General features: G+C 47.6%; 14 protein-coding genes. 3 read left to right on the top strand and 11 right to left on the bottom strand.

The features are described from left to right. Window positions 1–112: 112 nt before the first annotated feature. Window positions 113–1,705: a serine hydrolase gene (locus LZD49_RS07365; RefSeq protein ID WP_234666699.1), complete on the bottom strand. Its 1,593-nt coding sequence runs from the start codon at window positions 1,703–1,705 to the stop codon at window positions 113–115. A gap of 106 nt (window positions 1,706–1,811) precedes the next feature. On the opposite strand from LZD49_RS07365, the gene LZD49_RS07360 reads away from it, so the two are divergent. Beyond that, window positions 1,812–2,969: a DEAD/DEAH box helicase gene (locus LZD49_RS07360; protein ID WP_234666698.1), complete on the top strand. Its 1,158-nt coding sequence runs from the start codon at window positions 1,812–1,814 to the stop codon at window positions 2,967–2,969. A gap of 3 nt (window positions 2,970–2,972) precedes the next feature. On the opposite strand, the gene LZD49_RS07355 is transcribed toward LZD49_RS07360, so the two are convergent. From LZD49_RS07355 to LZD49_RS07335, 5 genes are all read right to left on the bottom strand, one after another. Further along, window positions 2,973–4,088 (bottom strand): exo-alpha-sialidase, encoded by a 1,116-nt coding sequence (locus LZD49_RS07355; protein WP_234666697.1) that lies wholly within the window; start codon window positions 4,086–4,088, stop codon window positions 2,973–2,975. A 56-nt stretch (window positions 4,089–4,144) separates the two neighbouring features. Continuing rightward, window positions 4,145–5,152, bottom strand: coding sequence for an NAD(P)H-dependent glycerol-3-phosphate dehydrogenase (locus LZD49_RS07350; RefSeq protein ID WP_234666696.1), 1,008 nt, complete (start codon window positions 5,150–5,152; stop codon window positions 4,145–4,147). 133 nt (window positions 5,153–5,285) lie between these two features. Beyond that, a complete protein-coding gene (locus tag LZD49_RS07345) occupies window positions 5,286–6,716 on the bottom strand; it encodes an efflux RND transporter periplasmic adaptor subunit (RefSeq protein ID WP_234666695.1) in 1,431 nt (476 codons plus the stop codon). Window positions 6,717–6,764: 48 nt separating this feature from the next. Beyond that, window positions 6,765–8,258 carry a TolC family protein gene (locus LZD49_RS07340; RefSeq protein WP_234666694.1) on the bottom strand — a complete coding sequence of 498 codons (1,494 nt, stop codon included), beginning with the start codon at window positions 8,256–8,258 and terminating at the stop codon, window positions 6,765–6,767. 116 nt (window positions 8,259–8,374) lie between these two features. Beyond that, window positions 8,375–9,610 carry a nucleoside recognition domain-containing protein gene (locus LZD49_RS07335; protein ID WP_234666693.1) on the bottom strand — a complete coding sequence of 412 codons (1,236 nt, stop codon included), beginning with the start codon at window positions 9,608–9,610 and terminating at the stop codon, window positions 8,375–8,377. Window positions 9,611–9,746: 136 nt separating this feature from the next. Here LZD49_RS07335 and LZD49_RS07330 point away from each other — a divergent pair, with 136 nt between their 5' ends. Continuing rightward, window positions 9,747–10,223 carry a hypothetical protein gene (locus LZD49_RS07330; protein WP_234666692.1) on the top strand — a complete coding sequence of 159 codons (477 nt, stop codon included), beginning with the start codon at window positions 9,747–9,749 and terminating at the stop codon, window positions 10,221–10,223. Window positions 10,224–10,262: 39 nt separating this feature from the next. On the opposite strand, the gene LZD49_RS35785 is transcribed toward LZD49_RS07330, so the two are convergent. From LZD49_RS35785 to LZD49_RS07310, 4 genes are all read right to left on the bottom strand, one after another. Continuing rightward, window positions 10,263–11,192, bottom strand: coding sequence for a T9SS type A sorting domain-containing protein (locus LZD49_RS35785; protein WP_234666691.1), 930 nt, complete (start codon window positions 11,190–11,192; stop codon window positions 10,263–10,265). Continuing rightward, entirely contained in the window at window positions 11,152–11,847 is a 696-nt protein-coding gene (locus LZD49_RS07320; RefSeq protein ID WP_234666690.1) for a hypothetical protein, read from the bottom strand. The genes LZD49_RS35785 and LZD49_RS07320 overlap by 41 nt, the downstream gene beginning before the upstream one ends. A gap of 13 nt (window positions 11,848–11,860) precedes the next feature. Then, entirely contained in the window at window positions 11,861–12,592 is a 732-nt protein-coding gene (locus LZD49_RS07315; RefSeq protein WP_234666689.1) for a hypothetical protein, read from the bottom strand. A gap of 90 nt (window positions 12,593–12,682) precedes the next feature. Beyond that, complete coding sequence (locus tag LZD49_RS07310; RefSeq protein ID WP_234666688.1) at window positions 12,683–12,826, bottom strand: hypothetical protein; 144 nt, start codon at window positions 12,824–12,826, stop codon at window positions 12,683–12,685. Between the two features lie 263 nt (window positions 12,827–13,089). Here LZD49_RS07310 and LZD49_RS07305 point away from each other — a divergent pair, with 263 nt between their 5' ends. Continuing rightward, on the top strand, window positions 13,090–13,569 hold the full coding sequence (locus LZD49_RS07305) for a hypothetical protein (RefSeq protein WP_234666687.1): 480 nt from the start codon (window positions 13,090–13,092) through the stop codon (window positions 13,567–13,569). 37 nt (window positions 13,570–13,606) lie between these two features. On the opposite strand, the gene LZD49_RS07300 is transcribed toward LZD49_RS07305, so the two are convergent. After that, window positions 13,607–14,236, bottom strand: coding sequence for a T9SS type A sorting domain-containing protein (locus LZD49_RS07300; RefSeq protein ID WP_234666686.1), 630 nt, complete (start codon window positions 14,234–14,236; stop codon window positions 13,607–13,609). Between the last annotated feature and the right edge of the window lie 66 nt (window positions 14,237–14,302).

Below are 14,302 nucleotides of genomic sequence, written 5' to 3'. Positions count from 1 at the left end.
CTTTATCCTCGTGCTTACTTTTACCACCCATTGCCAATTTGATTTTACTAATTCATGTATTCTCTCATAGTGTGTTGTGTTTAAGTGATTGTATAAATGTAATGGCTGACGATCAAGCCACCACCTTCCCGCTCAGAACCGGCCTTGGATCTTTGGTATTTCCAATAATCGCCAGGCTCCTTTTAAATTCAACCTGCACATTATCGCCTTCAAATTTGCACCGGACTGTTTCGTAATGCGCGGTTTCGATGAAACGCCAGGTCATTTCAAAAGTCGTGTCATCGATCCAGGCGCCGTTCGCGGCGATTTTTGTCTTTTTTTCACCGGGTACCGGGGTTAGTACGAGTTTAAGCGGCATAGTCGACAAATCGGTTAAACCAATTTTCCAGCTGCCTAAACCATTTACCACAAGGTGTTCGCCCTTGTCGTCTGTCACCCGAAACAGGCACCAGCCTTTATCAAATTCAAAGGAGACCTTACTAATCTTTGATTCATTTTCGGCCAGCTTGAAACTCTTGCCATTGATTTTCGATGCGAGCTCAGACGCTGGTTTTCCAGGTGTTAGCGGTAATGCAAGTGCACCGAGCTTCTTCTGCATTTGCGCTTGTACATCTTTGTCAGTTGGAACGCCGGTAGCTTTCACTGCTGGTAAAATGTGGTTCCAGACATGATTCAAAATACCCTGCATATCGCCGGTTTCGCTGGTAATGGCAACGACCATATCTTCTTTGGGCATCACAATGCAATATTGCCCGAAAGCGCCGTCGCCGCGGTAAGCACCATTCCGGCAACGCCAGAACTGATAGCCATAGCCCTGTTGCCAGTCGTCGTCCTCCGGCTTGCGGTTACTGCCTTTGGACATGATGTGCGATCGCGTCGCCTCTTCCACCCACGCTGCAGGCAATATACGCTTGCCATTGTATTCCCCTTTTTGCAAATACAACTGACCAAATTTGGCAATATCCTCGGTTTTCACCCGCAATCCCCAACCACCAGTATTAATGCCCTTTGGATCGACCTCCCAGTCAACATCTTCAATAGCCAACGGCTGAAACAAACGTGGTTTCAAATATTCAAGCAGCGTCTGGCCGCTCAGTTTTTGAATGATAGCGGAAAGCATGTAGGTCGCCCCGCTGTTATATACAAAAAACGTCCCTGGCTCATGCTCAACTGGTTGCGCAAGGAAAGCCCTTACCCAATTATCGGCTCCCGATTCTCTTAACTTGCCCGTCGTATCTTTGTCATGACCAGTTGACATGCTTAGCAAATCCCTCACACGCATGGCAGCGAGGTTGGTGCTTATCGTAGCCGGCTTGTCTTCCGGGAAGAATGAAACGACCTTATCATCCACTTTTAGTTTGCCCTCAGCCACTGCGAAACCAATGGCGGAAGACGTGAAACTCTTGCTTAACGAATACAACGTATGCTTCAAATCCGGTGCGTAAGGTGCCCACCAGCCCTCGGCCACGACCTTTCCCTGACGAAGGATCATCAGGCTGTGCAGATTTAGGCGATCGGCTTCGATGGCATTAGCAAAGTCCAGAATACCTTTGGCCGACATACCCTGCGACTCCGGCGAACTCCTCGGCAATTGTCCGTAGCTGAGGGACGACGCCCATACCGACGCCGGAATGGCGCTGATCACACCCAATTGTAAGGCTCCCAAACCTATTTGTTGAAGGAACTCCCTGCGGTTGTATGACATGATTTGATAGAAAGACTGGTGACTGAAAATTTCTCGCTGATAGCTCCGACAAGTAGCTTTTGCACGGGTAGTCCTATCTTTGTACCGATCATTAACCAAAAACCGCATGACGGAGACAGAAACTTCCTTTCAATCGCTAGGATTGTCCGAACCATTACTAAAAACCATTGCTGAACAGAATTATACTCAGCCCTACCCTATTCAGCAAGCGGCGATTCCGGCCATTTTGAAGGGAAACGACGTATTAGGCATCGCCAAAACAGGCTCGGGTAAAACGGCCAGCTTCGTGCTGCCGATCCTGGAATCATTTCAGAACAGGCCGCAAGCCCTGAACCGGCATATTACCGCCCTCGTGCTGGTTCCTACCCGCGAGCTTGCTGTTCAAATCGGAGTTGTATTCCAAACTTTCGGCGAAAGGTTGCCGCGGAAAGTCAAAACACTGGCAGTATTCGGTGGCGTGTCCATTAACCCGCAAATGATCGCATTGCAAAACGTGGAAATTTTGGTAGCGACGCCGGGACGGCTGCTCGAACTGATTTCGTATAAAGCGCTCAGCTTATCGGAAACCCGCATTCTGGTGCTGGATGAGGCTGATAAAATGTTGAATATGGGTTTTGCCGACGAAATGCGGGATATCTTTTTTCTGTTGCCTAAAAATCGTCAAAGTATTCTGTTCTCGGCAACATTGGGTGACGAAGTTGATAAAATCAATAAAAACCAACTCAAAAACCCGCTCAGGATTGAAATTGAAGAGGAAGAGCAAAATCTTGACCTGATCAAACAAACCGGCTATTTCGTAGATCCGGACCGCAAGGGACCGTTGCTGCGATATTTGATTAAAACCCGGGAAATGAAACAGGTGCTGGTATTCGTTTCGGCGACGCGCACAGCCGATAATCTGGTTGAAAAATTGAAAAAGAACGGCATCGACGCCATGGCGATGCATAGTAAAAAAAGCCAGGGTGCACGCACCGAGGCTTTGAATAAATTTAAATCCGGCAAGCTGAATGTCATGGTGGCCACGGACCTCGCTTCGAGAGGGATCGACATCCAGTTCCTGCCTTTTGTGATCAATTTTGAATTGCCAAGATCACCGAAAGACTATGTTCACCGAATAGGCCGCACGGGCCGTGCCGAAAACCCCGGCGAAGCGATATCCCTGATTTGCCCCGAAGACGTCCACCATTTCAAAATCATCCAGAAAAAAATGGGTAAACCTGTTGAAATGATGGAGTCCTACGACCTCGAATTGCAGGGCTATTGATTGTCATTCCTTGGTTTTAGCAGCCAGATCGACGATATCCTTCTTGCTACCCGTCCAGAATGCGATTTTTTGGCGGTTAAAAGTGTAGGTAACTGCCACCGAGTCGCCCCAACTGATCACCGCCGGGTAAGAGTATTCATCTTCCTTTTTGCCGGTCGCGATATCAATTTTGTCGGTCCAGTTTTGGCCGTCGTCATAAGATAGTATTAGTGAAAGCGGTGAACGGGAGCCCCAGTTGTTGTCATCAGGATTGTAGGCAAGCACCAATGTCCCATCGGTCAGCTTGGCGAGGTCGATGCCGCTGTTCGGATTAGGTAATGCTGTCTTTTTTATTGTCGACCAGGTTTTACCATTGTCTTTGGAATCACTGCGACCGATCACGCCACCCGTTGTCCGCACAAGCATATGCACTTGCCCAGGCTCCGATTCCCACAATGTAGGCTGGATCGCGCCTTTGCCTTTGATTTCAGTTGTATCGATTTTAAAATACGGGCTCGCTGTCCAGGTTTTGCCTTTGTCATTGCTGCGGTCCACAAAAACTTCCCAGCGATTTACCTCGTTGGACGCACCTGCCAGCCAGTCGCCGTTAGAGAGTTCGATCAGCTTGTCTTTGACGGGACCACGGCCTCCTTTGTCGCCCTTCACAAGTTCGTAGGCTTCCGACCATGTTTCGCCGTTGTCTGACGAAGTTTTCACCCAGGTCTCCCATTGGGCTATTTCTTTTCCTACCTTAAAATATAAAATCACTTTACCGTCGGCCGTTTTCTGCAAAACTGGGTTCCAATGCGCATCCTCGCGGATTTTAGCGACTTCTATCGGAGCACTCCAATGGCCGGGTTTGCCTTTCGAAAGCCATATACCGACATCGGGGTTCTTTTCCTCGGTACCGCCAAACCATGCTATCAGAAACTGCCCGTCGTCCAGGCGCACTAGGGTTGAGGCGTGGCATTGCGGGAACGGTCTCTGATCGCCGAAGACAAATTCCTTGTCACTGGTGAGCGAATCGAGCTTTTTGTCATCTGCCGTTTCTGTTTGTTTAGAGCCGCAGGATGTCAGCACAGTGGAGCCGAGCAGCAATGTTGCCACGAGTTGAATGGCTTGCTTTCTATTTGGTAGCATGGATTAATGTAGGTTGAACGTTTTGCAAAATACCCTGAACAGGCGAAAAAGGGCTATTATTTCAGCAGCTTCTTCAACTCGTTCATGATTGCGGCAGGCGTTTGCTCTTCGTAAAGAATACTGTATACCGCACTGGTAATGGGCAAATTAACGTGATAAATCTTGTTCATTTCATGGATACTCCTGGTGGCATAATAACCTTCGGCGATCATCTTCATTTCGAGCTGAGCGGCTTTGACGCTATAACCACGTCCCACCATATTCCCAAACAAGCGGTTGCGACTGAACTGCGAATAGGCCGTCACCAGCAAATCGCCTAAATAGGCCGACGAGCTTAAATCCCGTTCACGCGGATCGAGGGCAGTTACGAGGTGCCCGATCTCCTGCATAGCATTCGATACCAGCACGGCCTGAAAATTATCTCCATACCCAAGCCCATGCGTGATCCCGCAGGCCATTGCGACAATGTTTTTCATGATCGCGGCATATTCTACGCCATAGAGATCGTCCACGGCATTGGCTGTTACATAGCGGCAAGTCATGAGCTGCGCAAAATCTTCCGCTGCCGGGCATTCCGTCGAAGCGATCGTCAGGTAAGATTGTTTTTCCAAAGCAACTTCTTCGGCATGGCAAGGGCCGGCGATTACACAGGTATCTTTCATTTCAATGCCGAAAGTATCGGCCACCCAGTCGGTAACCAGGGCATTTTTTTCTGGCACCATGCCTTTAATGGCCGAAACAATACGCTTCCCCTGCAAATGCTTTGCTGATAAATGCTGTAAAGACTCCTGGATAAATGCTGCCGGAACGGCGAGGATTACGTAGTCGGCCCCTTTTACCGCATCGACGGTTTTCTCAAAAACCTTCACCTTTTTTGGGGAAAGTACCACATCGCTGAGATAACTGGGATTGTGGTTGAAGTTCCGGATATGGTCGATGTCCTTCTGGTTTCGGAGCCACCAGCGGATTTGCACGTTATTTTGTTCGGAAAGGATTTTGATCAGCGCGGTAGCCCAGCTTCCGCCGCCGATCACTGCAATTTTGGTATAATTGAATAAACTCATCCGGAGGTAATGTCAGAATTTAGCTGAAATATGGGGCCAAAATCGCTCAAAATAAAAAATCCTTGCAGCAAAGCCGCAAGGATTTTCTTTTTTAACCTAAACTAAATCGAACTTATTACTTTTTTACAACGCATCAGTTCGGGTTTTCATTTGATTTTTTTCCATCTTTTTTCGGCTCTTCCTTCTTTTTTTCGACCAGGTCACCGTTGTTGAGGTTTTTGGATACAGCTATATATGGTCCTGAGATGATCCTGTCACCCGGTTTCAGGCCGGAAAGGATTTCGATGTTTTCAAAATCACTGATACCCGTTTTCACTTCCTTCATTTCCGCCTTGCCATTGACATCGGTGAAGACGACTTCTTTAATAACTTCCTGTTTTTTAGGCTTCTTATCATCTTCTTCCGCGGCCTGGCCGTTATCCGTGCCCGGGCCCGATCCTGGGATTACCTGCTGCGCACCGCCACGGGTCGTCACCGCCGCAATGGGTACTGAAACAACCCCGTTTTTGCGTTCCGTAATGATTTCGACGGAGGCCGTCATTCCGGGTTTGAATGGGTATGATTTACGCGACCGGCTCGACATGAGGTCTTTAAAGGATTCATTCAGGATTTTGACTTTGACCTGAAATTCAGTCACCGCATCTGCTGAGGTGCTCGCCGCCGATGAAGTGGTTGACGAAGCTGATGCCAGGCCAGCAGCCGTATTGGCGATTTCCTTCACCACGCCTGTGAACTTCCTGCCCGACGAACTATATGCATCCACGTCGATTTCCGCCGTGTCGCCAATAGATACTCGTACAATATCATTTTCATTCACATTCACCCGCACTTCCATGTCGGCCAGGTTGGCGATCCGCATCATTTCAGTACCGGCCATTTGCGAGGTTCCTACTACGCGCTCGCCTGCTTCGACATTCAATAACGATACAATGCCACTAACCGGCGCGAAAATGCTTGTTTTCCGCAAGTTCTCCGCCGCGTCGCGCATGCTCGCTTCGGCGCTTTTGATATTGTAAAGTGCCGCTGCCACGTTGGCTTTGGCCGACTCGACATCTTGCTGCGCTACGCCATAGGTGGAAGAGAACTGTTCAAAATCAGCGGACGAGATCACCTTATCGGCAAAAAGCTTCTTATTTCGCTCAAAATTGGCTTTCGCCTGCACCAACCGCGCCTCCGACTGGGCTACCATGGCCTTCGTCTGCTCGTAATTAGCTTTGCTGGAATTCACGGCGGCCTGCGCCCGTGCCATCAGCGATTCGTAGTTATCCGGACGGATTTTCAATAGTAACTGGCCTTTAACCACCGAGTCACCCTCAGCCACATTCAATGCGATAATCTCACCGGATACGTCAGGACTGAGTTTCACCTCAACTTCCGGCTGCACCTTGCCCGACGCGCTGACCCGCTCGATGATGTCCGATTTTTTGACGACCGTATATTCAACTTCCGTCGTTTTGGGTTTACCGATATAGCCAGCCTGTTTGGCACCAAACAAACCACCAACGAGTAGCACCACGAGTCCTCCCGTTATCCACCAGATCTGTTTCGAAGATTTACGTGCCATATTTTCCTGATTACGATTTAAGATTGGTTACTGAAATGATGGAGAATACTAGAAGTCGGAGAGCGGGCGGTTCATGTAAAAATCCAGGATTTTGGTCCGGAAAACATAGTCGTACTTGGTTTGAACCAGGTTGCCGTTCGCACGATCGAGGTTGGCTTTGGCTATATTGTATTCCACCGAATTGATGGCGCCCACATCAAAACGCACCTGCGACACACGGAACGTTTCTGTCAGTGCCCTTACCTGGTTTACCGTTGCCGAGTATCGCTTGGCCGAATTGGTCATGTCGATATAAGCCTGTTCTACATTCTTGCGAATGGTGAGCTGCACTTGCTGGGCCTGGTATTCATATGTTTGTTGCTGCAATTTGGCGTTGGCCACATTGTATTTCGTCCTGAAATTGTTGAAGATCGGGATCGTCAGGTTCAGGTTGATCGCCGAGTTGCGGTTGAAGTCGAGCTGGTTGAAATAACGGAAGTTTTGAATGGAACCGTTCGGGGCTGTGACGCGCTGTACAATCGGGACTTGCTTGTTGTCGATAATGACGTAGTCGGTTGTCGAAGGGACATCAATCGTTGTGTTGCCGGAGCCGTCGCCGACGAAACGTTGCTTTGGGGCTGCGCTGGAAAAAGCGGTATACACGCCGCCATTCAGGGTAAGCGTAGGCATTCCCGCACCTTTCGCCAGATCTACATTGATTTTTGAAGCTTCGATCCGCATATTAGCCGCCTTCATTTGCGGCAGGTTGGTCAATGCTGTTTCATAAATCTCCTGAATAGTGGCGTCGTAAGCCTGCATGGTCGGGTCCTTCACCGCGATTTTCACCACATTGATCACCTCGCTGCCGGGCATATTCATCAATTGCTTTAAGTTCAGTTTCGCCGTTTCCAGATTGTTCTGCGCATTTACCAGGGTCAGTTCATCGTTGGCCAGCTGCGATTTCAAATCAAGAAGATTGCTTTCCGCGAGCGTACCGGCCTGCACGAGCTTTTCGGTCCGTTCAACCTGTAATAGGGAAGCATCCACCTGGCGTTGTGCGACGATGATCAGCTCCTCATTGGTAACAACCTGCAAATACGCTAAGGCCACATTGAGCATAATATCATTGCGGGTAGCTTCGAGGTCTTTTGCGCTCGCCTGGTAGTTGGCGTTATTGAATTTGATATTATTCGTAATCTGGAAACCGCTGAAAAGCGTCACCTGTCCGCCGAGCTGATAGTTATTGGAGCTTACATTCTGCTGTACGAACTGGTTGGTGAAGGGATCGATGTTACGACCGGAACGGAAACCCTGGCTGGCGCTGAAACTGATACTTGGCCACCGCTGCCATTTGGATTGCTCGTAAGTGTTACCGTTGGTTTTGACCGTAATTTCCGATTGCTTGATCTGCGGGTTTGTTTCAAGGGCGATCCGGATGCAATCTTCCAGCGAATAGGTGTTGGCCGGTTGACTCACATTTTGCTGCGCCTTGACGGTTTCCGGGACTGTCATGCCACAAAACAGTGTCAAAATCAATGCGGAATAGCGTAAAGAATGAAACATAAGCGGTTTAGAGTTAGATAATCAATATTAGTGCTTAGCTTAAAATGCGACCATCCATTTGGTACGGACGGTTGCATTTCCGTGGTAAAGGGCGATTTCCCACGAATACCTTTGAATCAGTGGAAAAACAGGTAACCAAGCCATATTCCAGCGATCACACCGATCAAATCGGCGATCAAACCCGCCACGATCGCGTACCGGGTATTCTTGATCCCTACAGATCCGAAGTAAAGCGCTACAATGTACAATGTAGTGTCTGCCGATCCCTGGAAAATACAAACCAATCTTCCGATGAACGAATCGGGGCCGAATTCCTTCATCGCGTCGATCATCAATGCACGTGCCCCACTGCCACTCAGCGGTTTCATCAGCGCCACCGGCAATGCATCGGTAAAATCAGTATTGAGGCCTGTTGTTGAAAAAATCCATTTTAGACCGTCGATCAGATAATCCATCGCCCCGCAGCTTCTGAATGCGCTGATCGCTACCAGCAGGCCGACCAGGTAAGGAATGATTGTCACCGAAGTCGTGAAACCGCCTTTTGCACCTTCGATGAATGCATCAAATACATTTACTTTTTTGTACATTCCCCAAGCCAGAAATGCCGATACCACAAACAGCAGCACCGAATTCCCCGCCAGGATCGAAATCGTTTCAATTTGCTCTTTGGGTAAACCCGACAAGTACCATAATATCAATGCAATCATTGCTGTAACGCTGCCCAAACCAAGCATTACAGTTCTGTTGAACAGGTTTATCTTCTGCCATGCGGCTGTGATGATCATGCTCACAACGGTGGTCACATACGTACCTACTACGCAGGGAATAAATACATCAGAAGGACTTTCGGCACCCAGAATCGCGCGTTGGGCAATGATAGACAGCGGGATGATCTGCAAACCCGAAGTATGGAGCACCAGGAACATGATCTGTGCATTGGAAGCTGTGTCCTTGCTTGGGTTCAGTTCCTGGAGGCTTTGCATGGCTTTTAAACCAAACGGCGTCGCCGCATTGTCGAGCCCCAGGAAATTGGCAGAGAAGTTCATGATCATCTGGCCGTTTGCGGGGTGGTCTTTGGGAACTTCGGGAAAGAGCTTGTTGAAAAACGGTCCGATAAACCGTGCGATCACGTGAATGATCCCTGCTTTTTCACCCACATTTAAAATACCCAAAAAAAACGTCATGACGCCCGTAAGCGGCAATGCAATGTCCATTACCGCCACTTTAGCCATTTCGAGCATTCCTTCGGTGATGGCTTTGAATGTTTGCACATCGCCTGTCAGAACAAATTGCAACAAGGCAATGACAAAAGCGATGACAAAGAAGGAAACGAAAATATAGTTTAATGCCATAGTGGATTAAGGGGTGCAAAAGGCGGGATTAGTAATGATTTCTTTATAATGCATCGAGTAAAATATTTCTTTTAATGCAAATAACAAAGGTATATTGCAAACAGGTAGGCCTATCAACAAACCTCAACGATTTTCCATGAAGCATTACAGCTTTTTACTTCTTTTTGCCTTATTGTGCTGCAACAAACCTGAAAAAAGCAGCGAAAACAGCACAAGCAGCGACGAACCTGAAAAAGCCATCAACGACACCATCCCGCTTACCCGCGAAAAAGTGGAAAACAGCCCCGTAGCGAGTTACAGCGAAAAAGTAAAAGACGATTTGAACGACTGGCGCCTTGCCGTGGATGTCTACGAAACGAAGCAGACTTTCAAATTCCTGATGAAGATTGAATACATGGTGCAGGAAGCCGAGGACACGCTGACGATCCCGAATTTCGGCATTATGCCCAAAGTAGAAGTGCGAAAAGGGCCCGAGAAAGAATCCTGCATCGTCGGGTTTCTGGATAAACAGGGGGAGTTTAAGGAATATAAATTGATTGCTTTGAAGAACAAGCAGTTGAAGATTTCTACTTTGAAGTATTATGGCCGGGCGCGGTATAAGGTGAGTAAGTGAGGAACGGAGAGAATTAGGCACTTTGCGTGTAATTTTGGTTCATTCCAAAACAAGCCGCACGTTTTCGGGAGAGCCGGCCCGATTGACGAACTGTAAATAGTAGGTTCCTCTCGGTAGGTCGTTAACTTGTATTGTAATGGTCCTATCTTGGCCAAAAGCGGCAGTTGCGTATTGCTCTGCGGCCTGAACCATTCTCACTTCTTTTCCACCAACTTCACTGAATAGTCTCACCACCTGCGGCAATTGCTCTATGGTGTACGCATTGTCAAACTTGATTTTCACCTCGTCTTTCGCGGGGTTCGGGAATACATTGTATATCGGTGTTCCTTTTGCGCAGTTATCAACACAAATCGTAATGCCTTTCTGCACCGAGCCAAAGCAGTTGCTGACGGTAATGTCTATGCCGTAACAATTATTTACATAAGAATTGAAATAAGCGCTACCGCCATTTGAATTAAGAATCGTATTTCCCGGATCGCTGGATGTCCAAATCCCGAATTGCGTTCCCGGCTCTGCGGTATACGCGTTGAGCATTACACCGGCGCCATTGCACATGAAGTCGGGAGAACCGCCGCCGTTTGCGGTTACGAGCAGGGATGCCGGTAATGGGGCGCTTCTTTTTACATTATTGGGCGTGCTACTTGCCGTAGTCATCGCACACACCGAAGAAGTGGCAGAGACCATCACTGTTCCATCTGACACACCGGTGATTTGTGCCGAATTGGTGTTACCCGGAGAATTTGCCGTAATTCCGCCGCTTGAAGTCCAATTATAGCTTGTAGCATTGCTTGCACTGGCAGTTATGGTTTGGGGACTACATAATAATATGTCCGGTGAATTAATTACAGGCTTGGTTGGAATGGGCCTCGTTATTGTAATGGAAATCTTGGTCCTAAAATTATTGCTGTCATTTCGCTTCGCCTCTACTTTAATTGTGCCGCCCTGGTTGACATGCGTGTTGACTGTCACTGATGGCACACTGGAACTTGCCGGTCCTGTCCAACCATTCGGATAAAAGAAATAATAAGTAACCGGCGCACCCGGATCCGTTGAAACTGCGGGAATCGAAATCGTTTTCTGCGCCGCAAGGGTATGAAAGCGTGTTATTGTTACTAAGTGTCGAACCATTAAAAGTGATTGTGGAAGGATCACTAATGTATTTCACCTCGATAGGCTGCGCTTCAGTGGCGCCATTAGCCCGGACGCTGGTGATAGTTTTAGTTTGTTTACTCCCTCCATTAGGTGTCCAAGTAAAAGTGACTTTTAAGCGGAGTGTTTTTGTCGGCACACCACTGCTGTAATTTACAGTGTTGTTCCATTTCGCACTAAAATATGATACTGTTTTAGCACTAACGGCTGTGCCGCCTGTTACGATCCATTCATAACTTGGTACGGCATTTTGTGGAACGCTGGTATTTTGAAGGTCAAATACTACGGTGGGATAATATACATATTCATTATAATAAGTACCTCCACTTGGCTCCAGTCCATAAAAATCGATACCATCAAATATCGAGCTTGCGCGATTACCCTGTATATAGACAATCGGGTCAACAGCCGCCTGAACGGTCACAGACAACAAAATAAAAATAAAATGGAGGATAAATAATTGAATTGCCTTCATAGTGACGTGTGTTTTAAAGATTATAACTAAGACCAATGAAATAGCATGGCACAGGTTCAACAAGCTTCCAGATGAGTTTGCTTCTTGCAATGAACTCATTGTCGAATAAAGACCTGTAACTTTCAATTCCCCGGCTGAACTGAACGTGGCTTTCAACCGAAACCGAAACCCGATGATTCAAGTATATCTTGGCTCCCAGAAATGATGCGAGCCAAGTGATGTGTCTTCGGTAATGGACAACTGACCTCCCCGAAGCTCCACCTTCCCAAGGCGAGGGAGCGTCATAAGCAGTTCCCTTACTCCAATTAAGCACTCCTGCGAAGTCAATTCCCCCGAATAGCATTGTCCTGCCATGAATTCGTTGCCATTCATGTCCAATTGCAAAAAGGGGTTTGAAATTATAGTCGTTAAATACCCGAGATCCTTGAGGCAAAGTGTCATCCGCTGGCACTGTATCATGGTTCCCCAACTGCGGGCTTACCGCAATTCTCCAAGCATGCCCATGGTTACCTTTCAGACGTCTTGAATTCCACTTGACCAGATAAGGATATTGATAGGTGCCCGAGTAACCCAACTTAAATAAATTACCGGCATTCACATTCAGCTCCCATCGATGCCGTTTTACGTCTTGATCAATGTACTCCTTCGCCTTTGTGACAGCATCGTGAGGTTGTCCTCTTGCCATCCCGACGGCCCAAAACAAGGCAGAAGCCCCACACCCAATTACATGCATAATCTTTCTCATATTATTTATATTTTTTGTACAAAGAAAAACAGAACAATCCACACCCATTCTGGGATAAAACAGGATCGTACCTGCAAAAAGGAAGAAAATTCAGCGTCTGGCTTTGAGCTTGCTGACGTAGTTTTCGGAAATGCCTAAATACGAGGCAATGTACTTCTGTGGGACGCGTTGGAACAGGTTCGCGGAGCGTGAACGAAATACTTCCAGTTTTTCCGGGGCGGATAATGTTCGCATTTCACGTAGTAGTTGTAAATGGGCAAGCCAGAAATGCTCTGCGATCATTCGTCCGATACTGGCCGCGTGGGGTTCTTGCTCATAAAGAGAGAATAAATCATCTCTGGAAATGTAGACGATCACGGATGCTTCCAGCGCTTCAATGCATTCGCGGGCAGGGGTTTGGTTAATAAAGCTTTCTGCGGCAAGAAAGAAATCGTTTTCCGCTGCAAACCACTCCGTGAAATCGGTAAATCCTCCGGTGCCGTCATCGGCGATTTTCCATGAAGCATTACAGCTTTTTACTCCTTTTGGCGCTATTGTGCTGCAACAAACCCAAAAACAACGACGAAAGCTCCGCGGCAAATGGCGGCGACCCCTCCAAAGCTATCAACGACACCATCCCGCTCACCCGCGAAAAAGTAGAAAACAGCCCCATTGCGAGTTACAGCGAAAAAGTAAAAGACGATTTGAACGACTGGCGCCTTGCCGTGGATTTCTACGAAACGAAGCGGACTTTCAAATTCCTGATGAAGATTGAATACATGGTGCAGGAAGCCGAGGACACGCGGACGATCCCGAATTTCGGCATTATGCCCAAAGTAGAAGTGCGAAAAGGGCCCGAGAAAGAATCCTGCATCGTCGGGTTTCTGGATAAACAGGGGGAGTTTAAGGAATATAAATTGATTGCTTTGAAGAACAAGCAGTTGAAGATTTCTACTTTGAAGTATTATGCGAGAGCGAGGTATAAGGTGAAGAAGTGAGGAACGTTTGGCATTTCGATTTTTGAACTGGAAAGCTTTATTCTACTACAATGCGCACAGTTTCCGCGTTTCCTGCACGGTCCATCATTTTAAGGTAATAAACACCTCTCAGTAGGTCATTTACTGGTATTGGAATCGTTCTGCTTGTTTGGAAATCAGCGGATGAATAGCGCTCCTCCGCCTCTACATTCTTTACTTCTTTTGCACCGATTTCGCTGAACAGTTTAATGAATTGCGGCAATTGGCTCATATCAGATTCTTTGTCGAATGTGATATTCACTATATCGCTGGCTGGATTTGGATATACTTTATAAACAGGTTTTCCGGTAAGGCAGTTATCAACACATATCGTGATCCCCTTCTGCACCGAGCCAAAGCAGTTGCTGACGGTAATGTCGATACCGTAGCAATTGTTAACATAAGAATTGAAATAAGCGGTTCCGCCATTTGAGTTAAGAATCGTATTTCCAGGGTCGCTCGACGTCCATATTCCGAACTGCGTTCCGGGCTCGGCGGTGTAGGCATTCAATTGAACTCCTGCTCCATTGCACATAAAATCCGGCGATCCGCCGCCGTTGGCAGTTACGAGCAACGAAGCTGGCGCCGGCGCGCTTCTTTTGACATTAATCGGGGTGCTGTTTGTAATACTCCCCAAAATTGAGGCCATCGGTTAAGTTTAGTAACTTGACATTAAACCGATGAGAAAATGAAACAAAGCCGGAGGAAATTCACA

It is taken from the genome of Dyadobacter sp. CY261 (assembly GCF_021440085.1).
Lineage (GTDB): Bacteria > Bacteroidota > Bacteroidia > Cytophagales > Spirosomataceae > Dyadobacter.
The sequence above is the reverse complement of the archived record's forward strand: the minus strand, read 5'-3'. Positions and strand labels throughout refer to the sequence as shown.